General features: G+C 37.4%; 19 protein-coding genes. 11 read left to right on the top strand and 8 right to left on the bottom strand.

All coding sequences use genetic code 11. From position 1 onward, the window contains the following. Positions 1–24: 24 nt before the first annotated feature. The 3 genes from PL_RS04190 to PL_RS04180 all read left to right on the top strand — a co-directional run bounded on the left by PL_RS04190 (position 25) and on the right by PL_RS04180 (position 2566). Positions 25–711 (top strand): hypothetical protein, encoded by a 687-nt coding sequence (locus PL_RS04190; protein ID WP_041884082.1) that lies wholly within the window; start codon positions 25–27, stop codon positions 709–711. A gap of 130 nt (positions 712–841) precedes the next feature. Beyond that, positions 842–1414: a DUF1572 family protein gene (locus PL_RS04185; RefSeq protein ID WP_041884080.1), complete on the top strand. Its 573-nt coding sequence runs from the start codon at positions 842–844 to the stop codon at positions 1412–1414. 273 nt (positions 1415–1687) lie between these two features. Beyond that, a complete protein-coding gene (locus PL_RS04180) occupies positions 1688–2566 on the top strand; it encodes an AraC family transcriptional regulator (RefSeq protein WP_041884078.1) in 879 nt (292 codons plus the stop codon). A gap of 46 nt (positions 2567–2612) precedes the next feature. Here the strand turns inward: PL_RS04180 and PL_RS04175 are convergent, their stop codons facing one another. Further along, positions 2613–3743 (bottom strand): peptide-N-glycosidase F-related protein, encoded by a 1131-nt coding sequence (locus PL_RS04175; RefSeq protein ID WP_082035990.1) that lies wholly within the window; start codon positions 3741–3743, stop codon positions 2613–2615. Between the two features lie 145 nt (positions 3744–3888). After that, positions 3889–4782 carry a M57 family metalloprotease gene (locus tag PL_RS04170; RefSeq protein ID WP_052496442.1) on the bottom strand — a complete coding sequence of 298 codons (894 nt, stop codon included), beginning with the start codon at positions 4780–4782 and terminating at the stop codon, positions 3889–3891. 388 nt (positions 4783–5170) lie between these two features. Here PL_RS04170 and PL_RS04165 point away from each other — a divergent pair, with 388 nt between their 5' ends. After that, entirely contained in the window at positions 5171–7381 is a 2211-nt protein-coding gene (locus PL_RS04165; protein ID WP_348621073.1) for a beta-N-acetylhexosaminidase, read from the top strand. Positions 7382–7496: 115 nt separating this feature from the next. Continuing rightward, complete coding sequence (locus PL_RS04160) at positions 7497–9374, top strand: sensor histidine kinase (RefSeq protein WP_041884074.1); 1878 nt, start codon at positions 7497–7499, stop codon at positions 9372–9374. A gap of 73 nt (positions 9375–9447) precedes the next feature. Here the strand turns inward: PL_RS04160 and PL_RS04155 are convergent, their stop codons facing one another. After that, the gene (locus PL_RS04155) at positions 9448–10323 is read right to left on the bottom strand and encodes an N-acetylmuramoyl-L-alanine amidase family protein (RefSeq protein WP_235324601.1); all 876 of its coding nucleotides are present in this window, start codon (positions 10321–10323) and stop codon (positions 9448–9450) included. A 235-nt stretch (positions 10324–10558) separates the two neighbouring features. Between PL_RS04155 and PL_RS04150 the strand changes: the two genes are divergently transcribed. Further along, entirely contained in the window at positions 10559–11068 is a 510-nt protein-coding gene (locus PL_RS04150; protein WP_041884072.1) for a molybdopterin-dependent oxidoreductase, read from the top strand. A gap of 122 nt (positions 11069–11190) precedes the next feature. Continuing rightward, positions 11191–11709, top strand: coding sequence for an ExbD/TolR family protein (locus PL_RS04145; protein WP_041884071.1), 519 nt, complete (start codon positions 11191–11193; stop codon positions 11707–11709). A gap of 101 nt (positions 11710–11810) precedes the next feature. On the opposite strand, the gene PL_RS04140 is transcribed toward PL_RS04145, so the two are convergent. Both PL_RS04140 and PL_RS04135 read right to left on the bottom strand, forming a co-directional pair. After that, complete coding sequence (locus PL_RS04140; protein ID WP_041884070.1) at positions 11811–12773, bottom strand: EamA family transporter; 963 nt, start codon at positions 12771–12773, stop codon at positions 11811–11813. Further along, a complete protein-coding gene (locus PL_RS04135) occupies positions 12770–13261 on the bottom strand; it encodes an Lrp/AsnC family transcriptional regulator (protein ID WP_041884068.1) in 492 nt (163 codons plus the stop codon). Before PL_RS04135 ends, PL_RS04140 begins: the two co-directional genes overlap by 4 nt. 154 nt (positions 13262–13415) lie before the next feature. Between PL_RS04135 and PL_RS04130 the strand changes: the two genes are divergently transcribed. Together PL_RS04130 and sph are read left to right on the top strand one after the other, a co-directional pair. After that, the gene (locus tag PL_RS04130; RefSeq protein WP_041884067.1) at positions 13416–14204 is read left to right on the top strand and encodes a PhzF family phenazine biosynthesis protein; all 789 of its coding nucleotides are present in this window, start codon (positions 13416–13418) and stop codon (positions 14202–14204) included. A gap of 129 nt (positions 14205–14333) precedes the next feature. Further along, positions 14334–15938, top strand: coding sequence for a sphingomyelin phosphodiesterase (sph, locus tag PL_RS04125; RefSeq protein ID WP_052496441.1), 1605 nt, complete (start codon positions 14334–14336; stop codon positions 15936–15938). A gap of 64 nt (positions 15939–16002) precedes the next feature. Here the strand turns inward: sph and PL_RS04120 are convergent, their stop codons facing one another. Together PL_RS04120 and PL_RS04115 are read right to left on the bottom strand one after the other, a co-directional pair. Beyond that, positions 16003–16551, bottom strand: a complete 549-nt coding sequence (locus tag PL_RS04120; RefSeq protein WP_348621069.1) for a hypothetical protein — start codon at positions 16549–16551, stop codon at positions 16003–16005. Positions 16552–16627: 76 nt separating this feature from the next. Continuing rightward, positions 16628–17293, bottom strand: coding sequence for an HAD family hydrolase (locus PL_RS04115; RefSeq protein WP_041884065.1), 666 nt, complete (start codon positions 17291–17293; stop codon positions 16628–16630). A 148-nt stretch (positions 17294–17441) separates the two neighbouring features. Here PL_RS04115 and PL_RS04110 point away from each other — a divergent pair, with 148 nt between their 5' ends. Together PL_RS04110 and PL_RS04105 are read left to right on the top strand one after the other, a co-directional pair. Then, complete coding sequence (locus PL_RS04110) at positions 17442–17957, top strand: RNA polymerase sigma factor (protein ID WP_348621068.1); 516 nt, start codon at positions 17442–17444, stop codon at positions 17955–17957. A gap of 21 nt (positions 17958–17978) precedes the next feature. Then, positions 17979–18635, top strand: coding sequence for a hypothetical protein (locus tag PL_RS04105; protein ID WP_041884063.1), 657 nt, complete (start codon positions 17979–17981; stop codon positions 18633–18635). A 27-nt stretch (positions 18636–18662) separates the two neighbouring features. Here the strand turns inward: PL_RS04105 and PL_RS04100 are convergent, their stop codons facing one another. Continuing rightward, the gene (locus PL_RS04100; RefSeq protein WP_041884061.1) at positions 18663–21548 is read right to left on the bottom strand and encodes a TonB-dependent receptor; all 2886 of its coding nucleotides are present in this window, start codon (positions 21546–21548) and stop codon (positions 18663–18665) included. Positions 21549–21807 lie beyond the last annotated feature (259 nt).

Genomic DNA, 21807 nt, shown 5'->3' with positions numbered 1-21807 from the left:
GTTGTTTTGTATAAAATAAAGCTCATGAATATTATCAAAAAGAAATTTCTGTCGATTTTTGAAAACCAGGTTCTAAAACAAGGTTATGTACTGGAAGTCAGAGCATGGAATCCGGCTACTTTTTTTGAAGTTGATTTACATCTTCCGGGAGTGGATATGGAAAAATGGACCAGTGTCCAGCATATGAAAGTTAAAGTCTCTGAATATACTTACCGTGATTATACACCTGCATTATGGGATGCGGAGACCAGTACCTGTACACTTTGTATCAGCTCTGATCATAATGGTCCGGGAAGTGCCTGGGTTTCGTCATTAAAAAAGGGGGATGAAGTCTCTTATATTGGAATAGGGTCTACCTTCCACAAACCAGTTGCTGACAGCAGATTGTTATGCCTGGGAGATATGAGCAGCATCGGACATTTCCTGGCTTTAAAACAATTGGCATTGGGTATAGGAGAAGTTTATGGTGCAATTAGTTTTGGAATGGAATCACATGCACGTGAATTCTCAGATTATTTTGACACCTATTTACAACCGATACCGGAAAAAAACTGGGACATCTCTTTAGTGTCTTGGATAGATGCGCAGGAATTGAGTACTGAAACTATTTATATTGCCGGGCATATTCCAACAGCAATGCAGCTGCGCAGGCATTTAAGACAACGCAACGATTTTAACGGAAGCATTAAGCTTCAGGGATTCTGGCAATAATGGTATGATGAAAGAAATAAGATCTGATGTTTTACTGGGGCTCTGGTTCCTGGCAGTAACCATCAATTGTCTGTTGATTCTTGTATATATGATGTAAATTAGATGGATCATTTATAGAATCAGCCGGATTATGATAAATAATTATATTGAAAGTGTATTTAAGCAGTTTGAATACTATAAAGTGCTAGGAGAGAAGACTTTTGCTCAGGTTACTGATTCGGCACTTTTTTATCAGTATAATGAACAGAGTAACAGCATTGCGTCTATTGTAAAACATATTTCAGGTAATATGTTATCCCGATGGACTGATTTTTTAACCACTGATGGTGAAAAAGAGTGGCGGAACAGGGAGGCGGAATTTGATCATGATATCAACAGCAGGGAAGAATTGTTAAATCAATGGAATGAAGGCTGGACTTGTTTATTTACCGCATTAAATTCAATCAATGAAGACAATTTTGAGCAAACAGTTTATATAAGAAATCAGGGACATTCGATTACTGAGGCAATTAACCGGCAACTGGCTCATTACCCTTATCATATTGGCCAGATTGTTTTTATCGGCAAGATGCTGGCTGGCGAAGAATGGACATCTTTATCTATACCCCGGGGCGATTCTCAAAAATTTAACGGCGAGAAGTTTTCTCAACCAAAAGCAAAAATCCATTTCACAGATGAGTTTCTGAAGAAAGGGAAAAAATAGCATGCAGTAACTGAGTTGAAACAGGTATTATTCTTATTTGCTGATTCGGTGGTAAGATTATCTGTTCAGCCGGCTTTATTATTGTAAATATTAATTCCTGATAAAATAATTTAATTTTGGTTATTGGAAAAGTTATTTAGTATAAATTTACTCTATTGCTTTTGTAGGGTAAATAATTATGGCTATTTTTAGGGTATAATTACCTCTCAAAAAACTGTTACTTAGTACTTTGATTAAATCAGAGTTCTAGATGCACTACCATGCAAAACAAAAATGAGAGCTCAATTATTAAAGATCCCAACACCAGTTGTTAATTCTTTTAGCATCAGGCGAGACACCGTACCGGATGTAAACAATCACTGGCATTACCATCGTGAAATAGAATTAATATATTTCAAAAATGGTTCTGGCACCCAATTTATCGGTGATAGTGTAAAACCCTTTAAGTCAGGTAATGTCGTACTTGTAGGCAGTCATCTGCCACATTACTGGAAACTTGATGATTCGTATTTTTCTGTGGTAAACGGGACGGATACGGATGTCATTGTAATTCATTTCTGTGAGGACTTTCTTGGGGAATGTTTTTTAAATCTTCCGGAGAATAAGGCGATACGGAAAACTCTTCAGGAGTCAAAAAAAGGAATTCAGGTTCAGGAGAATAACTGTCAGCAAATAGGAGAGCTGATGGAACAGATATTTTCCAGTGCAGGTTCAAGAAGATTGTTATTGTTACTGGAAATTCTTGCCATTATAGGAAATAATCTGAACGGGTATACGTTATTGTCTGCTGATTTTATGGTCAATACATCCATCAAGGATAATAGCCCGATCAGCAATATTTATAATCATATACTGGTTAATTTTAATAAGAGGATAAGTATAGCAGAGCTGGCAGATTTTGCCAATATCAGTGTGCCTTCTTTCAGCAGATACTTTAAGACGCATATGGGAATAACCTATAAACAGTTTTTGTTGGATGTAAGAGTAGGGCAAGCCTGTAAATTACTGATTGAAGGCCATATGAATGTCAAGCAAATCAGATATGAATGTGGTTTTCAAAATGTAGTCAGCTTTCATAAACAGTTCAAAGAGGTGACTGGGAAGAGTCCGCTGGAATATCAGAAATCTTATTTTCAGCCCATAGCTGAATGATAAAAGAGGTTATCCTTTTTGAGGATAACCTCAGCATATTATATGATTATTTTTCGCCCTGAAGGTATACTGACAGAGGAATGTATCCCTGTTTATCTTTGAAAACAGCATCGGGTACTTCTATTTTAAAAGTATGACTGCCTGCAGTTAAATCTCCAAGATCAATAACTCTGATTGGAATAGCATCACCCGGACACCAGTTACTAAATGATGCCCACTGCGCCGTAGTTTTAGGTGTGGGTCCATATATACCATTACCTTGTGTGTTAACAGGGCGGTAAGGCTCGCATGATTTACCACCTGGTTTGTAGGTTAATTTTTGTACGTTATCAAAGTAGATAAAATGATCACGTCTGTTATATTCCTCACCTCCTGAATTAGCACCATGGTTGGAGGTAATCAAATACAGTTTAGCAGATTTGACTGCTGTGGCCAGGTTAACTGTGATTGATTTGACTGTTTTACCGGCTACATCGGTATTATCATAGTTGTTTATATTTTGATTGAATGACATGGGTTCTAAAATAACCGCAGGAGTCGTGGCAGTTACTCCGCTGTTGGTGCTGATCAGGTCTACGGTTCCAAAAAAGGTGTCATTTCTACCAGCGCACCCCGCTATTTCTTTATTGGCAGCATAAGGAACACCAAATACGCTTAATTCAAAATATAAATCATAGTCACTGTTAATGGTCGCATCTTTTAAGATAGAAGCGACATTATTAATACTGAACAGATAAGGAACTTCATCTGGTTTTTTATTTTTATTCATGAAGGGGGTGATGAAACGGCCTATTTCCAGGTGTTTGGCATCAGCATCACTATAAGTTGTATTTTTCTTAACCAGCGCCAGCCCTGCATAAGCTATACGGTCATAATTATCACAGGCAGCCTTAATGGTCACCTTCATCTGTAAAACGTTGCCAATGCTTTCTATTTGTGCAGCAGTTAGTTTTTTTACGTATTTTGAATTGTTTACTCTGATCACGCCTTCGGGTACCGGTTCTGAAACGGTTGCGGCATAACCATCATAAAATAAGATCTGGTCAAAAACTCTTAAAGTGCCGCCTGCGGTAGCATTCGTTTCTGTGTTTTTTGTTCCTGAAGGTGCGATATCGCTCTGCTTACAAGAAAATAACAGAGTTGATACGCACAATAATGCGAATAGTAAATTTTTCATAAGGGTATATGTTTTTGATAGGGTTAGCTCAACGCAGGGAATTGTTTTGTTTGTGGATATTAATAGAGAAAGAAGATGTCTTGTACAAGACATCTTCTTTCTTAGTCAACCAAATGTTCAGTTATTTAGAATAGGTTCTGCCAGCTTATTTAGCAGGATAAAGATATTTAATCGCTACAATATCACTTGCAGTAAATGGACGATTGGTTCCATCAGAACAGGCCAGCATCCATGATCCCGGCTCACCGCCTTCTGGAGTACCAGGAATGTGAATAGCACCAATACCAGCTCCACCGTCTCCTTCATTAGCGGCACGGAAATAATCAAGGAACGATTGATAACCACAGCTATAGCGTCTATCTGCATAGTCAGTATGTCTGAATCCGATAGCATGACCGATTTCGTGAGCTACAACAGTAGCAAGAAGGTTGTTATCTTTGTAGTTCTGATCATAAACAGTATTGCTCAATTTGATCGGAGTTGCTGGTTTTCCATCAGCTGACGGGAAGCCTGCAGACTGACCCAGTATTCTTGGATCATCAAATTTCTGACCTTCGATCAGAATATCCTCTTTAACCACTGAACCAGAATCCAATAGTTTAAATCCAACTTTAAGACCAAGGTCATTGTAACGTTTAACAGCTTCGGTAGTAGCTTTTGTAAATACCGCCTGGGCAGGACCAGCATTGACTTTTATTTTAATCGTGTCAAGAGTTACCTTGTAAACAGTTTTGTATTGTTCTGTTTTAGGGCCTTTAGCTGATAATGATGAAACAAAAGCTTTCTGAGTCTGTAAATCATTTAGCGTCAGGAAAATATCTCCTTCAACAATATAACCGCCTTGTGTTTTAAAGGCATTTGTTGGTGAGAAACCCGCGCTTGCGATGGCATCTTTTTCTGCTTTTGTTAATTCGGTAGTTGAATTTTGTCCGGCTGGCGGAACATCGTTGTTACTCTTTTTACAGCTGATTACTACAGCTACTGTCATCAAAAGAGCCAGAGAAATTGTTTTTGAGTTTAATAAGATGTTGCTTTTCATAGGTTGTATTTGTTTTTTAATGAAAATGTTGCTGTCATGTACTTCTTGTCGTGTGCATTTTGGGTGATCTGCTACCGCACATGATAGTTTCATCTCTCATTAGGTTAGTTTGGTTGACTAAAACAATAATAATTAAATGATTGTGATGAATTGTAAAAAATATGTGATTGAGTATAAAAGGTTTAGTCTTTTGTAATCAAAGCACATAATATCTGTTATTTTGTATATCTCAATCAATTTATTCTCCCGGGCACCTTGATTATTTTATTTTTTTACGCAAACGGTTGAACTATGTAATGCAAACGATTGCGTAATATCTCAGGGGAAAATGCATTGTTTTCTAGTAGAATATTTGATTACTATTGTGTTAAATCAAATACAAGCTGTAATGAAAGGAGTAAATAAATTGGCCATGTTATGCGTATTACTATTGTGCTGTCTGTCAATGAAAGCGCAGTTTAATATCATACCCCAGCCCGGAAGTCTGAAAGAAAACGGTGATAAGTTTACGATTACCAAAGAGACGAAAATCTATTATGAAAAGGGACTGAAACAGCAGGCTGAGCTTCTTTTTTCGGCTTTATCACCAGCTACCGGATTTGATTTTGAAATTAGTGAGTCGGGCAAGCCATTGAAAAATGTTATTTACTTAAAGCTGAAAACAAATAAAACGACTGATAATGAAAGCTATACATTAAGTGTTAAAAATGACCAGATAACCATTGAAGGAGGTACAGCTGCGGGTGTATTTTATGGTACTCAGACCTTATTGCAAATGTTACCTGCAGAGATTTACAATAAAGAACGCCAGAGAGCAGCAAAATGGGAGGTTAAAGGTGCATTGATGGAGGATACTCCTTTATACCCCTGGAGAGGAATGATGCTTGATGTTGCCCGTTATTTTTTTGAAAAGGATTATGTGCTCCGGTTTATTGATATGATGGCAATGTATAAGATGAATACACTTCATTTTCACGTAGTAGATGATGCAGGGTGGCGGATAGAAATTAAAAAATATCCTAAGTTAACTTCAGTTGGTGCTTTTAGGGGTGAGGGAGCTAATCGGGTGGGTGGCTATTATAGACAGGAAGATATTAAGGAAATGGTGGCTTATGCAGCAGCAAGAAATGTAGACATTATTCCTGAGATTGAACTCCCTGCCCACGTGCTCTCTGCAATTGCAGCTTATCCTTATTTATCCTGTACAGGCGAACAATATACTGTGCAGACTCAGCATTCCATCAGTCATGAAATCTATTGTGTGGGAAAAGAATCTACTTTTGATTTTCTACAGGATGTATTTGCCGAAACATTTGCTCTTTTTCCTTCTAAATATATTCATATTGGTGGTGATGAAGCGAATTATGACAGATGGAAGGCCTGTCCGTATTGCCAGAAAAGAAAGAAAGCGCTGGGTTTAAAAACGGAAAAAGAATTACAGGTATATTTCAATCAGCGCGTACAGAAAATGGTTAAGAAATATGGAAAAACCATAGTGGGCTGGGATGAGATTATAGAAGACGGATTAGAAGATAAAGCTGTAGGCATGATCTGGCATGACCAGAAGAAGGCATTTAAAGCTTCTGAAGCAGGGCACTATTCGGTAATGAGCTTGACTGGTTACTGCTATTTTGATGTTGCTGAGAGCAATATTCCTGGTGAGCTCAAAGCAGCTACATGGTTACCTCCAATCTCACTGGAAAAGGTATATCAGTTAAATCCTATGCTTAAAGGTCTGGATGAAAAATACCGCCCGCTGATATTAGGTGCAAGTGCGACGTTATGGTCTGATCAGTTTATCCACGGAACCGTACTTCAGGAAATTCCGTTACTTAACGAAAACCGGTCAGAAAAGTATTTTGATTATTTAACATTTCCGCGTCTGGCAGCACTTGCTGAAGTTTGCTGGACACCTTTAGCTAAACAGAGCTGGACAGATTTTGAAAAACGTTTGGGCAGTCACTATAAACGTTATGACAATGCCGGGTATGGTTATCGTGTTCCGCAGCCTAAACTGATTAGTAAAGAGAAAAAAGGAAATGGTTATATAGTGAAGGTCGAAAACGTTGTAGAAGGTGCTCAAATCAGGTATACAACGGATGGTACGCCTCCTAATGTTTTTTCAGCCGTATATAGTGAACCTGTGGTAGTGGAGAAGCTAACTGATTTTAAAGCTATCACTGTAGTGAGCCGCAGCATATATTCTCTGCCACTTTATTTTCCTGAAAAGTATGAGAAATTCCAGAAACACGGGAATCTGGTTGCTGAGTGGAAGCCCTCATTGATCAGGGAGAAAGATTTCTCGGTTTTTGAAATGAACGGATCAGGAAAGATTACAGGAAACGGTGAATACCTGCTTTCTTTCTGGTACACGGACGGAACCTCGGCATTAGCAATAAAGGCTATAGAAGTTTATAAAAATGGGGTTAAAGTAGCTGAAGATACGCATGATGGTTATACTGGCAGAGAGCAAAAAGATAACAGTTATAAATTTAGCATAAGTAATTATGAAACCGGAGCAGCTTTTACTATAAAAGCTATGGTATCCGGTGATAAAGGAAATGATTCAAACGGGGCGGTTTTTATAAGAAAGCTGTAATTCTGAATAGTGTTTTGTTTATTTTTTTATAAAAAAAGGATAAGCAGGTTTGTTGTTATTTATAAGAACAATTAACTTAAATTTATGTGAGTAAAAATATCTAATCAATTTTCAGTTGAAAGCTTATCTGCATAGTTTTATAAAAGCTAATTACAGAACCATTTTTACAGTGGGTTTACTGATACTGATATTTATGGTAAGTGTGAGGCAAAACTTCTTATTGTTTCATACTCTTGTAGAGTTATCATCTATAGTTATTGCCTTTGCTGTTTTTATAGTTACCTGGAATACCAGGAAAATGCTGGACAATAATTATCTCTATTTTGTAGGTCTGGCCTATATTTTTATTGGCACACTGGATTTACTGCATACCATTACCTATCCGGGGATGAATATCATCCCCGGAACGATCTTCTATACCAATCAGTTTTGGATAGCTACCAGGTTTCTGGAGGCATGTAGTCTGATTATAGGTTTTTGGTTTCTGAAAAGGAAAAAAATACTGAACGGGGATATTACAATTTTAGCTTACTGCGTAGTGAGCTTACTGATTATACTTTCAATCCTGTACTGGAAAATATTCCCTGTATGTTATATCGAAGGAAAGGGACAGACTTCTTTTAAAATTACTGCAGAATATGTAATCATCGCGATGCTGATTTTTGCCGGATTTTTACTCTACAGTTCAAAAAATAGCTTTACACTCTCTGTGTACAGGTTTTTAATGCTGTCTTTATTTTTTGCGGTTTTGAGTGAGTTCTGTTTTACACTTTATGTGTCAATTTTCAGTTTCCCCACCGAGCTTGGTCATTATGCCAAACTGATCTCTTTCTTTCTGATCTATAAAGCGAATGTCGAAACCGGACTGACCAGACCTGCAGAGTTGATATTTAAGGATTTAAAGGATAGTGAAAAAAAATATAGAACACTTACTGAAAATCTGCCAGAACTGATTTTTCGCTTTGACAGGAATTTCAGATGTCTGTATGCTAATCAGGCACTGGAAAAATTTCTCCCGCACAGGCATGAATTTTATACAGGTAAAAAACTAAGTCATCTGGGTTTTCCTTCGTCATTTGAAAATTTACTGATTAAAATGCTGATAGAGGTAAAGCAGAGAAAAACTACGCTGGAAATAAATTTTGATTTGAATGAAGACCATTATGCCAATTCTTTCTCTATACAGGTTATACCGGAATATAAGATAGAGCATCATCAGGAAACCTATCTGATAATTTGTTATGATATAACTGATTTAAGGGTTACTGAAAGGAGGTTACAGGAACTCAATGCAACAAAGGATAAATTTTTTTCCATTATTGCACATGATCTGAGAAACCCTTTTACTTCCTTAATTTCTTTCAGCGAACTGATTTATAAGAACGTTAACAGACTAAACGCGGAAAAGATAGGGAGTTTAGCGATGAGAATGAACGATTCAGCCAGGCAGGCTTATACATTACTGGAAAACTTACTGCACTGGTCAAAAATGCAGACTGGCGTATTAAAGCCTGATCCGCAGGAGCTGGAAGTTAGAGAACTGCTGGACGAAATGAAGAAGAACTCCTCTTCTATGGCAATAGAGAAAGGAATAGAGCTAAAAATTGAAGAGACTTGTCCGGCCAGGATTGTAGCTGATAAACAAATGATGAATACGGTACTGAGGAATATCATTGCAAATGCAATAAAGTTCAGCCATGCTAATAGTACGATTGTTTTGAAAGCCGGTTATCATCATTTAAATGCGGTGTTGTTTTCTGTCAGAGATTCAGGGATGGGGATTGAAAAAGAAAATATAGAACGCTTATTTAATATGGACAGCAATTTTTCTACACCTGGAACACAAAATGAAATAGGAACAGGACTCGGTTTGAGGCTTTGCCGTGAATTTGTAGAGATAAGCGGAGGGACCATCTGGCTGGAAAGTGAACCAGGTTTAGGAACTGTTGTTTATTTTACGATTCCAATGGTAAACAGGTCAGTCATTGAGTGATGTATTTTTGATTTCAAATGATAAATGCTCCGGTAAAGGAGCATTTATCATTTGAAAAATATCATGGAGCTGATTAATTAGCAATTAATTGCTTTTTATATTCCTGAATAGCATTTTTTATATTCTGAACTATTTCCTGTCTTCCACTCAAAGAATTAATATACTCTTCTTCATCAGGATTGCTGATGAAACCTATCTCAGTTAGTACAGCCGGCATACCTGCTCTGGCTAATACGGCTAAACTTTGTTCTTTTACACCACGATTAACCCGGCCGGCTTTAATGTATTGTTGCTGGATCAAAGTAGCCAGTTTGATACTTTGAAGACGGTAAGCATTTTTCATCAGGGAAAGGACAATAAAGCTTTCAGGATCACTGGGGTTATAGCCATCGTAATTCTCCTTATAGTCTTTCTCTAATAAGATAACCGCATTCTCTCTCATCGCTGTTTCCTGTTCTCCTAATCTGCCTGAACCGGAAACAAAGGTTTCAACGCCCGAAGTTTCTGTTCTGCCTCTCATACTTGAGGGCATAGAGTTACAGTGAATGGAAATGAAGAGGTCTGCATGTGCTTTATTGGCCAGTTCAATGCGTTCATATAAAGGAATAAATACATCTTCAGTACGTGTATAGAGCACTTTTGTATTTTCAATTTCTTTCTCAATGGTTTGTCCAAGTAACATGGCAACATCCAGAGCAACATCTTTTTCTTTGGAGAATAATCCTCTTGTTGATCCGTCTCTTCCACCATGACCAGCATCGATTACAATGATCATAGGTTTGAGGGGCTGACCTGGCAATACTTGCTGAACCGGATGTGCAGGCTGTATTTGTTGTGCTGGTTGTGCTTGTTGTTGAGGTGTTTGTGCGTAAAGGAAGCAAGAACTAAGCAGAAAGAGAACAGTGAAAGTAGTTCTGATAGCTGTTTTGTTTTTAATGTTTTCGGACATTATTTTTTGCAGGTTTGTTTTAATGTTTGTGTGTACCCTGATAGGTTTAATCTACAAATTTACAAAGATAACGTTGAAATTCTAAACTTAGTTTGAACTTATATTGTGGCAATTGATAAAATCAGAATGATAGGTGGAATACCATTCGTATTCATGATCAGCATATTCCTATCGGAGATAAAAAAGAATGTAATCTTTTGTATAATTTGCACTGATAAAAAACAAGGCTATTCTAATGAAAAAGCAACTATTAACTCTTCTGATTACTGTTTGTGCCCTAAGTACTCCATTTTTAATGCAAGGGCAGACTTTGGAAAAAGAAACCCCGGTAAAAGTTGGGGGTGAAGTGAAAACTCCACTACTGATCAACGGTGCTGAACTAGGGAAATTTAGAAAGACTTTAGTAAACAGGAAGGATCGGGATGGTAATAATCATGTCTATTCTGGTGCTGTTTTAGCTGATATTCTGCAGCAGGCGGGTGCCGTGTCCGGTAAAGAATTGAAAGGTGCAAATCTTACTAAATATTTATTGGTTGAAGCTATTGATGGGTACCAGGTGATTTTTGCAATGGCAGAACTGTATCCGGATTTTACAGACAGAGTTATTATTCTGGCTAATGAAATGGATGGAAAGCCTTTGCCGGCATCAGACGGGCCATTCCGGATAATTGTTCAGGATGAAAAGAAACCTGCAAGGTGCATCAAACAGGTTACGGGACTTTTTGTGAAAAATACAGGTCAATAATTCGTTTATAGGTAAGGAAGATTGTTTTTTTGATGCTGTTGTATGGAAACAGATTTTAATCTGCATCATTTAGTCAAATCACCTTAACCCATTCGCGTTATGCGAAATTAAACTAAACGATTATGGCTGAATTAAACACTCCCTCCCGAAACAGAAAAGGTACGCCAAAAGTTGATCTCACCGCTATGGTAGATTTGGCTTTTTTACTGATTACGTTTTTCATGCTGACTACTTCATTGTCTAAACCAGTAGCTATGGATATCGCCAAACCGGATCAAAGCGATCCTGATGCAACTATGGATTTTGCAGCTTCCAGAACAATGACAATTTTATTGGGTAAAGACAATAAGGTTGCATGGTATATGGGGGAGGCAGGAAAGAAAAGGCCAAATATTGAGGGGTTCGGGGAAATCCGCCACGCTATATTAAGCAATAAGACCAATGTGGCTTTTGCCAATAATAATGATCCTAAAAAAACATTAGCAGTTATTATCAAGCCAACATCGGGTGCTACTTATAAAAACTTTGTAGACATTATGGATGAGTTATCTGTTGCTAAAATCACTGCTGCTCCGGCAATTGATGATGAACATATCACGGATGCAGAGATGGATTTTATGAAACAAAACAAGATTCTGTAATAAAAAGTAAAAGCTTGCCACCTGTTCTTCAGAGGTTGCAAGCTTTTGTTAACAATACTCATCTGTTCCAATATAATCTGGAACAAAAAATTGTATCGCTTCTAATTTTTAGTGCTTAAAAGAGATGCTGAGTCGATTATTTTATCTTTTCTGTATTTAACCAGGTTAATCAAAAGTACACTGCCCAGAATCACAAATAGACCCAGAATCTGAATCAGGCTTACTGTTTCGTTCGTAAAACATACACTCAATAAGATTGCTACAACTGGATTCACATAGGCATAAGTACTTACCTGTGTTGCCGGCCTTACTTTTAATAACCAGACATAGGCACTAAAAGCTGCAATGGATCCAAAAATAATCAGGTAAATAAGTGATAACCAGGCATCCAGAGGAACACTGTTCCATTGAAAACGATGGTATTCTGAGCTTAATACACTACCCGGAATAAAAGCGATACTGGCAGCAATCATCTGCCATGCAGTATTTACTGATACAGAACTATCTGGTGCCGAGTGATATTTAGAATATAAAGATCCTCCTGCCCAGGCTACCGGCCCAAGAACCAGTAGTCCCATAGCCAGTATCTGATTAGTACTTTGTGTGGTATTTACTGCCTGGAGAACCTGCTCCGAAAATAACAGGATAACACCAATGAAGCCAATAATCAATCCGGCAATGGTTGATTTACTGCTTAAGTTCTCTTTCCATTTGGGTTTATCCAATATCACAAACCAGATAGCTGCAGAAGCAACCATAATAGCAACCAGTCCACTTGGAATAAACTGTTCTACCCAGATTACTGTTCCGTTTGCTACGCCAAGCATAAGAATACCACTTACTATTGCGTATTTGATGTTCTTCCAATCGAATATTTTCTCCCCTTTATACTTGCACCAGCTCATTAACAGGGTGCCTGCAACGATAAAGCGAAATGTGCCAAGGATAAACGGAGGGAAGCCTGCAAGCGCTTTCTGGATAAAAAAATAGGTAGATCCCCATACAACATATACAATTGCAAAGGCGAGATAGACGAGGAGCGGAGAAGCGGTTTTGTTGGTCATGATATTTTTTTGTTTTCAGGGATGACAAGTTGTTGCTGCTCTTTAACAGTTTCTAAAACGATTGTGGTACGGATAGAAACGATCGTAGTTATTTTACTAAAAGAGTTTCGCATAAGTTCCATTAAGGAAGCAGAGTCAGCTATTCTGACTTTAACCAGATAACAATCTTCTCCGGCTATAATATGTACTTCCTGAACTTCTTCAATCTTAGCAAGTTCGATAGCTGTAGTAGTACAGCCAAGACTATGTGAAGCTTTAATTGAAATGAATGCCAATAATTTTAATCCTATAGCTGAAGGATTAATTCTGGTCGTATACTGTTGTATTACTTGTTTTTGCTCCAGCTTTTTCACACGTTCTAAAACAGCAGAAGGAGCCATTTCAAGCTCTTTTGCCATATGGACATTGGAGATTCTTGAATTATCCTGCATTAACCTTAGTATGGCAAGATCAATATGGTCTAAATTGATGTTGTTTTCGACTATCATTCTGTAAATATAACTTAATTCCGAATTATATTCATTTATTATTGATAATAAATATAATAAATTCTAAAATAATATTTCTAACAGTGAGCTGTCAGCACAATTGCTTATTATGGCTTATATTGCGGCTCTGCAAGTTTAATAAGATATTATACAAATGAAATTAGACCTCTTTCAGATAGATAGTTTTACTAATCAGATTTTTCATGGAAACCCGGCATGTGTTATTCCGCTTAACGAATGGCTGCCTGATGAAACTTTGTTAAAAATTGCTAAAGAAAATGCAGTTGCAGAAACCGCATTTTTTATGAATCATGGGGCAAAGATTCATCTCAGATGGTTCACACCAGAAATTGAGATGGATCTTTGTGGGCATGCAACACTTGCTGCGGCTCATGCAATTAAACAGATTTTGGGTTATACAAAAAACAGCATTGTATTTGAGACGCTGAGTGGGGATTTAACTGTTGAAATTAAGGGAGAGCTATATCTGCTTAATTTTCCGTCAAGAAATCCGGTGCAGGCTGATCTTCCTGAAATCATAAAAAATGCACTGAATATACAACCCCGGCAAGTTTTAAAATCAAGAGATTTTGTATTGGTTTATGAGAATGAAAGTGAGATCAGAGACATACAGATTGACAGGCAGCTATTCGATCAGATTAATCTAGACCCGGGTGGGGTGGTTGTTACTGCGAAAGGCGATAGCTTTGATTTTGTTTCCAGGTTTTTTACCCCGCAGGCAAGTATATTAGAAGATCCGGTTACTGGCTCATCTCACTGCTCTTTAATTCCTTACTGGTCTGATCAGCTTGGGAAGACAGAAATGAAGGCTATGCAGTTGTCTGAGAGAACTGGTGAGTTAAACTGCATAAATCTGGGTGACAGGGTGATTATAGGTGGAAATGCGAGGACTTTCTCTATTGGTTCATGCTGGATTGAATAGGAAATATAACTGATAACCAGGATTTTTTGATAATTTGATAATGTTTAGTTAATTCCAGTTGACTGTGTTTGAGGTAGTTTTGAGTTGAAAAACTATCTACCATCTTACCCATGAAAGCACAGCTAAACTATGATTAGAAAAACTATTAAATGGCTTATCGTTGTAGCCGTATTATTACTCAATTTCTCCTGTAGAAAGGAAAATGTTTTATCAAAAGAGTCATCCGCAAAGGTTTCTTCAGCCATTAATGGTGTAACCAGTGATCCTAATGGAACATCAGTAAAAGTATTGACACATAATCTCTTTCTTTTACCTGATGTGATTGTATCATCGACTACACAATGGTCGCAAGCTGTCAGGGGAGGGGTAATCGGATCTGCAGCCTATCTGAAAGATTATGATGTATTATTATTGGAAGAGTGTTTTGATAATACAGCTAGTAAAGCATTAAAAGATAATCTTGCCGGTACATTTCCTTATCAGACGCCTGTCCTGGGCAGATCTAAAAGTGGCTGGGACAAGACCAGCGGAACCTGGCGGGAATTATTGCAGGGTGGTGGCACAAATGGGGGTGTAATGATCGCCAGTAAATGGCCGATAGAAAAAATGATGCAGCACGTTTATCCTGCTGGTTGTGATGCGGATGCATTTTCACTTAAAGGATTTGTATATGCTGCAATAATTAAGGACGGTAAAAGAATTCATTTTGTAGCCAGTCATACCCAGTCAACTCAGCCATCTTGTGGCGGGAGTGAGGTTACAGTACGTAAAACTCAGTTTGAAACTATGAAAGCCTATATAGATAGTCTGCATATTCCAAAAACTGAGATGGTTATTTTTGGTGGGGATTTTAATGTGATTAAAGGTACACCAGAATACACCGAGATGCTGAAATATCTTAATGTAGGTGAACCTCATTATGCAGGCGTACCCTATACCTGGGATACAAAAACAAATGTGATGGCATCTTATCATTATCCGTATCCGGCTAATAACAGAGAGTATCTGGATTATATTTTAGTATCAAAAGATCATTTAGAACCACCGAAATGGCAAAATCTGGCTATTGATCCTGTAAGTTCATCCTTGATGAATTATACAAATTTATTGGGCGAGAAAAGCTATTGGACTGAGTATTCGGATCATTACCCTGTTGCGGCTTTTATCAGCGCAGATGCTTCTGTTCCCACCAGCAGTATGAAATACAGAAAATATGATAATGTATCATTCCAGTCTGTGAAAACAGGCAGATATGTTAACTATAATCTCTCCAAACCGAACGACTGGCTGACAGTTAATGGAATTACATCAAAGGAACTTTCTGCTCATTTTAATCTGGTTAATACAGACCGTCCGGATAAATACAATGAAATTGTTAATGGTAAAATCAGGGTGGAACTCAGTGAAAGACTAAATAATTTCTGGTACTGGAATATTCTTAATGGTGGAGATTATTATTACTATCCAAAGAATGGTACGGCACTAAAATCACTGGAACTTGAGATCGTGAAAAAGGCTAATGGTAATTCTGCAATTCTGGAGGATGGGGATACAATTGTATTCAAAGATTATAACTCTTATAATTTTAACAAGCGCTATTATCTACAGGTAAACACTGTAAATGGGGTAGATAAAATCTATCTGAACGGAACATCAATCGGAGATAGTGAAAAGTTCGTTGTCAGATTAAATTCTGAAGCCGCATTCGACTGGTCAGGTCAGTTGATTTATTAATAAAATAAAGCTCTTTTATAAAAAGAAGCCTGTTAATCTAAATTAACAGGCTTCTTGATCAAATTTAATTTCTTCCTTTGCCGTTACCACGACCTCTGTCGTCGTCATCCCATTTGTCTTTGTTGTGTTTATCGTCTTTCCAGTTACCTTTACCATTTTCTTTTGAATAGTATTTCTTAGCTTGTCCCGGAGGCATTCCATGAGGATGTCCTTTGACAACGTAATATCTTGGATCGTCACTGAACTTAATTACTTTCTGGCTGCGGACTTTTTTGTATTTCGCATATTTTACCCTGTCATTATCAAAATTACGATAAGGATCCCTGGAGTTAATAACTACTTTATATCCATTGTACAGGTCATAACCACTATATCTTGAAGGTAATGATACGGAGGAAATCCATCGGTTTCCATCACGATAAGAAAACTGTCTGGTTGATACATTGTAATAACTTTCAATATCCGGCAGATAATAATTCTCCACATGATCATATCCTACAGGGCCCCATAGCGGTTGTGAACCAATATTCACATTTACACTGATCTGTGCTGCTGCATGGTATGGCAAAAAGCCGATAACTCCCAGCAAACTAAGTAATAATAACTTTTTCATTTTTATGAATTTTAGATCTGTTGCTATGATATTCAGGTCATAGTAACGGATCTGCCAGAAAAATGATGCCACATTTTTATGCTTTAAGAAACAATGTTTTAATTTTATTATATGATAATTCTGTATAATTATTTATATATAAATTACACTTTGGCAATTCTTCTATGCTATGGGAACTAAGTACACCTACTACCCGCATTCCCGCATTTAGTGCAGCCGATATGCCGGAAAATGAATCTTCAAAAACAAGGCACTGATCTGGTGAGACTCCCAGATTTTTAGCCGAAGTAAGGTATACCTCAGGATCTGGTTTATGTTTTTTCACATCTTCACTGGCCATGACAGAACCCAATTCTTTACGAATTGGAACCTCACTTAAAATCAGATCGAGATTGGCGTATGGAGCTGATGTGGCAACTCCCAGTTTTACACCGTTATGCTTGAGGTCAGTAATGAATTCAATTATACCGGTGATTGGCTCAATATGTGGTGCATAAATCTTTCTGAAAAGACTCTCTTTTTCATCTTCCATCTGTAATAATTCTTGACCGGAAATGGGCCTGTTCAGGAAGTGAGATAAGATATAACTGTTACTTTTTCCAAACATATGAGCAGCAAAATCTTCATCAGTCGGAGTTAGATTCCGGGTTGCAAAAAACTCACGAAAAGCAAGAGAGTGGTATGGGTTAGTATGACAGATGACTCCGTCCATATCAAAAATAACTGCAATTTCTTTATTCATGCCGCAAAGTTAATATGATTTTATTGGCGATAGACAACAGATATTTCTTTGTTGAAATATTTTATTTTCCAATAGTGTGACATTCTGCCTTTTGCTTCGAATAATTGGTGGATTAAAAATTAACTTTAATAACAGCACAGGCACAGCCATGAATACATCAGACCAGCAGGAGCAATTTCTAACTGTAATTGAGCAGAATAAGGGAATCATTTATAAGATTGCTGGTTCCTTTAATAAAGATGAAGAAGATAAAAAAGACCTTATACAGGAAATTACCTTACAGCTATGGCGCGCTTATCCCGGTTATAATCAGACCGCTAAGTTATCTACCTGGATGTACAGAGTCGCTTTGAACGTTGCGATTACCTTTTATAGAAAAGAGAGAAAGAAAAACGACCTGATTATGCCGATTTCCGGATCGATGATTGAATTTATCGGTGAAGCTGAGCCCGTAGACAACCGCAATGAGCTCCTTCTGCTTCAGCACTTTATTAGCGAATTGAAAGAGCTGGACAGAGCATTAATGTTATTGTATCTCGAAGAAAAAAGCCAGAAGGAAATGGCAGAAATATTAGGGCTTTCTGAAACAAACATCGGAACTAAAATCAACAGGATTAAAGAAAAATTAAAACAGCGTTTTTTAAAAGTTAGTGATCGGAATTAAGGATTTGAAAATAAAGAAAATATGAAAATGGAAGAGCAGGATATTAAACAGTTGTGGCAGGAATATGATAAAAAGCTGGAGAAATCTCTGGCTTTGAATTATAAAATAATACGAGAAATGCAGACTGATAAAGCAACTGCAAAAATCAGCTCATTTCAGAGAAATCAGGTGGTTGTTCTCGTATTGGGAATACTGTGGGTCATATTTTTAGGTTTTCTGATGTATTATGGGCGCAATAATCTCTATTTCTTCATCTCAATTGGAATAATTCTTTTGTTTAATGTTTTTGCTGTAGGAGCTTATATAAGACATTTAGCGTTGCTCGATCAGATTAATATTGCAGAGAGTGTTACACAGGCTCAGCAAAAATTAAGTTTGATACAGGCTTCATTGAATAATGTAGGCAGGATATTAATTTTGCAGGCTCCGCTTTACTGTACTTTTTATTATTCTGATGAGCTGGTTGCACATGCAGGGACAACGTTCTGGCTGATTCAATTTGTTGTAGTTACTTTTTTTATAGTTGTATCAATTTATCTGTACAGGACTTTAACCATGAAAAATATACACAGAAAATGGGTAAGGTATATTATGGAAAGTTTTGGCGGAAAAAGCCTGATGAAAGCAATGGAGTTTGTCCGCGAAATTGAAGAATATAAAATGGAAAAGGCTAATTAGCCCTTTCCATTTTATAATTAACTCAATTTAGAAAGTACAGGCAATTTTACCATATACATAACGGCCGCTATAACCAAACTGGCTGATTGCCCTTGGATATAAAAATCTTCCGTTAGATGTGTTATCAAGGCCGCCAGTATAATTGTCGGTAGAGATACCACTTAAATTGTTCTCGTTATTTCTTGGATTAATGTATAACTTATCAGGATATATATCAAAAACGTTATTTGCACCTATAGTTAATGTTAATGATTTATTTGCCGCATAACTCACGGAAAAGTCTGTTATCCATTTTGGGTTAAAGGTTTGATCCAGTTCTGCAGGTAAATTATTTGCAGCAACCGTCGGATCAATTGCATTGAGATAAGTAACTTCACCAAAACGTACTGTTCTTATAACCAGACTCAGTTTATCAATAGTATAGTTTGCAGTAATATTAAGTTTATTTTTTGGAACTGAGCTCTCATAGCGTGAACGTTCCAGGCGATCAAATAATTTAGCTTTCAGGGTAGGGTCACTTTCTATTTTATCTGAACCATTTATACTTCTTACCACAGTCTTGTTTAAATTACCTGCAACAGTTAGTAATAAATTGCTTTTAGTCCCTAAATTAAATCTGTTGGTTAATACCACATCTAAACCAGCAGTATTTGTTGTAATTGCATTGGTGAAAAACTGTACACTATTCACCTGAGCATTAGGGTCAACTGTGTTTAATATCTGGTTAACTACTCCGGTTGGAATTAATGCTCCGCTGCTTGTTCTTTCACGTGCATACTGACTTGAAAAAACGATACGGTCTTTAATGTCAATATTATAAGCATCTATGGTAAAAGTAAAAGTCTTAGCAATTTTTCCGGCTAGTCCCAAACTTCCTGATCTCGAAATTTCAGGTTTCAATGAACCTACGCCAAATTGGGAGACAATAGCATTATCATTATTAACGGTTAATACCTGGGTTGGGTTGCCGGCTACAAACTGTGTACTTTCGTTATTGAAATAACGTTGGTGCAGGGATGGAGCTCTGAAACCTGTAGCATATGCCCCACGTAGTGAAATATCTCCGAATAATTTTATTTTCCCTGTAAATTTATAAGAGAAATTGGAGCCGAAATCACTGTAATTCTCATAACGGCCGGCAGCTTCCAGTAAGACTCTCGGGCCAAATTCGGCTTCAAAATCTGCATAGGCACTTACGTTATTCCTTGATTTATCGATAGCATTTCCAGGTTTAAAGCCGGGGAAAACCTGGGCACCGGCTGCAGTAAATGAAGTGCCAACCATTCTTCCCGGAATACCTGCTGATGGTTGTCCGAATGAATAAGATAATTCATCGCCTGCTTTGATCTGATAATTATCAATCCTGAATTCTCCACCAAAAGCTGTATTTAATGAGGTCATCAGTCCACCATCAAATTCGTATTTCTTATTTAAATCAAGATTGCTTGTGTTCTGTCTGAATAATAATTCACCGGCATAAAATGAAGTTGGACTTGTGCCTAGAGGGAGGGAGGCATTTACAGTATTATTGATGTTGAACTTAATTGTATTCTGACCGCTTGTATTGCTGATATCATAATCCCAGGTGCCAATTTTACCTTTTGAACCTACCGAGAAAGATAGATCGTTGATTTTTGTATCTATAAAAGGAAGAAAGCCATTGGGGAATAAAGTCAGGTCAATCTGGGTAGTTTGAGTTGGTAAGCGGAAAAATCCGGCAGCACTGCCCGTTTTATGGGTATAACCTGTGGCAAAATAAAGATTGGAGTTTTTATTGAAATTATATTGTCCATTTAAAAAGAAACCTCCGTTTTTTGAATCTGAATTACCAACACGCATATTATTTCTATCCAGTCCGTTTGCTGTGGCTCTTGCATCATCTGCTGCCTTTAAACTTGCATATCTGGCTTCAAATGTAGCCTCACTTTCCAAAGCACCTTTGGTCGGTGCAGCAGAATATAAGAGCGGACGAGTGTCTAAACCGCCGCGGTTTGTATATTCACGATTGATATACTGGCCGGCCAGATTAATAAAACCTTTATCATTTCTGAATGCCCAGCCTTTACTGAAATCGGCTTGAAATGTTCGCCCGTCACTGAAATTGCGCCCCAGCGCTTTTGAATCAGACTGCCCAAAAGAAGTTGAAAAGCTGTAAGGTGTTACCTTTTTAAGTACAATGTTAATTACGCCTGCAATTGCATCAGAACCATACTGAGCAGCAGCACCATCCCGTAAAACTTCAATACGTTCAATTGCAGATACCGGAATTGAATTTAAGTCAGTACCTACCGAACCACGTCCAAATGTACCATTGATGTTAACCAGAGCAGTAGTATGTCTGCGTTTTCCGTTAACTAAGACCAGTACCTGGTCAGGGCCTAAGCCACGTAATGAAGCCGGGTCAATATGATCTGTACCATCAGCAACAGTTTGTCTGTTTGAACTGAATGATGGGGCGACGTAATTCAGGATCTGTGTAAGATCCACCTGAGCAAAGGTTTTTACATCTTTACTGGTAATCAAATCTACAGGAACTACACTTTCAATGTTTGTTCTCGGTACAGACGATCTGGAGCCAATAACCACGACGTTCTGCAATAAGGTTTTAGTGTCTGACAGCGCAAAATCCATTGTTTTTGAAATGCTGTCCATTTGGATGTCAGTTTCTGTATTCTGATAACCGGTAAATGACACACGGATTCTGTAAGTGCCTGTTTTTGGAAATTTTATAGCATACTTTCCATTAGCATCCGTAGAGGTTCCTAATTTATGTCCTATAACCTGGATAGTAGCACCAGGAATAAAGAGTCCGGTAGAATCAGTAACTTTTCCTTTCAGTATCTGAGCGGATAACTGGCATGAAATCACAGTGAAAAAGACAATAAATACGGTTTTTAGTAAGATTTTTATCATAGTTAGGTTCGTTTAGACTGTAATCTAACTAAAATATTACAATAAATTTATTGTGACATCTATGTTTACTGTTTTTTTTATTCTATATCTTCTTCTTTAAGTTGAATTGTCCGTTTTTAAGACATGGTTTTATGATTTTAAGAAGGGATTGTAGTTTAATCTAATTCATTTTATGTTTTCTCTTTACAATATCATTTGTTATATTGTTTTTATTATGCAAGCAACCTGTTGAAATGTTGCTTTATTGTATTGTTTTTTT

The sequence above is a fragment of the Pedobacter lusitanus genome (assembly GCF_040026395.1).
Lineage (GTDB): Bacteria > Bacteroidota > Bacteroidia > Sphingobacteriales > Sphingobacteriaceae > Pedobacter > Pedobacter lusitanus.
The sequence above is the reverse complement of the archived record's forward strand: the minus strand, read 5'-3'. Positions and strand labels throughout refer to the sequence as shown.

Excerpts from the sequence above, each read along its gene's own strand:
- PL_RS04100 (WP_041884061.1), bottom strand. The coding sequence starts at position 21,548 with ATGATAAAAATCTTACTAAAAACCGTATTTATTGTCTTTTTCACTGTG.
- PL_RS04130 (WP_041884067.1), top strand. The coding sequence starts at position 13,416 with ATGAAATTAGACCTCTTTCAGATAGATAGTTTTACTAATCAGATTTTT.
- PL_RS04150 (WP_041884072.1), top strand. The coding sequence starts at position 10,559 with ATGAAAAAGCAACTATTAACTCTTCTGATTACTGTTTGTGCCCTAAGT.
- PL_RS04155 (WP_235324601.1), bottom strand. The coding sequence starts at position 10,323 with ATGTCCGAAAACATTAAAAACAAAACAGCTATCAGAACTACTTTCACT.
- PL_RS04145 (WP_041884071.1), top strand. The coding sequence starts at position 11,191 with ATGGCTGAATTAAACACTCCCTCCCGAAACAGAAAAGGTACGCCAAAA.
- PL_RS04120 (WP_348621069.1), bottom strand. The coding sequence starts at position 16,551 with ATGAAAAAGTTATTATTACTTAGTTTGCTGGGAGTTATCGGCTTTTTG.
- PL_RS04170 (WP_052496442.1), bottom strand. The coding sequence starts at position 4,782 with ATGAAAAGCAACATCTTATTAAACTCAAAAACAATTTCTCTGGCTCTT.
- sph (WP_052496441.1), top strand. The coding sequence starts at position 14,334 with ATGATTAGAAAAACTATTAAATGGCTTATCGTTGTAGCCGTATTATTA.
- PL_RS04110 (WP_348621068.1), top strand. The coding sequence starts at position 17,442 with ATGAATACATCAGACCAGCAGGAGCAATTTCTAACTGTAATTGAGCAG.
- PL_RS04190 (WP_041884082.1), top strand. The coding sequence starts at position 25 with ATGAATATTATCAAAAAGAAATTTCTGTCGATTTTTGAAAACCAGGTT.
- PL_RS04115 (WP_041884065.1), bottom strand. The coding sequence starts at position 17,293 with ATGAATAAAGAAATTGCAGTTATTTTTGATATGGACGGAGTCATCTGT.
- PL_RS04105 (WP_041884063.1), top strand. The coding sequence starts at position 17,979 with ATGAAAATGGAAGAGCAGGATATTAAACAGTTGTGGCAGGAATATGAT.
- PL_RS04165 (WP_348621073.1), top strand. The coding sequence starts at position 5,171 with ATGAAAGGAGTAAATAAATTGGCCATGTTATGCGTATTACTATTGTGC.
- PL_RS04185 (WP_041884080.1), top strand. The coding sequence starts at position 842 with ATGATAAATAATTATATTGAAAGTGTATTTAAGCAGTTTGAATACTAT.
- PL_RS04135 (WP_041884068.1), bottom strand. The coding sequence starts at position 13,261 with ATGATAGTCGAAAACAACATCAATTTAGACCATATTGATCTTGCCATA.
- PL_RS04140 (WP_041884070.1), bottom strand. The coding sequence starts at position 12,773 with ATGACCAACAAAACCGCTTCTCCGCTCCTCGTCTATCTCGCCTTTGCA.
- PL_RS04175 (WP_082035990.1), bottom strand. The coding sequence starts at position 3,743 with ATGAAAAATTTACTATTCGCATTATTGTGCGTATCAACTCTGTTATTT.
- PL_RS04180 (WP_041884078.1), top strand. The coding sequence starts at position 1,688 with ATGAGAGCTCAATTATTAAAGATCCCAACACCAGTTGTTAATTCTTTT.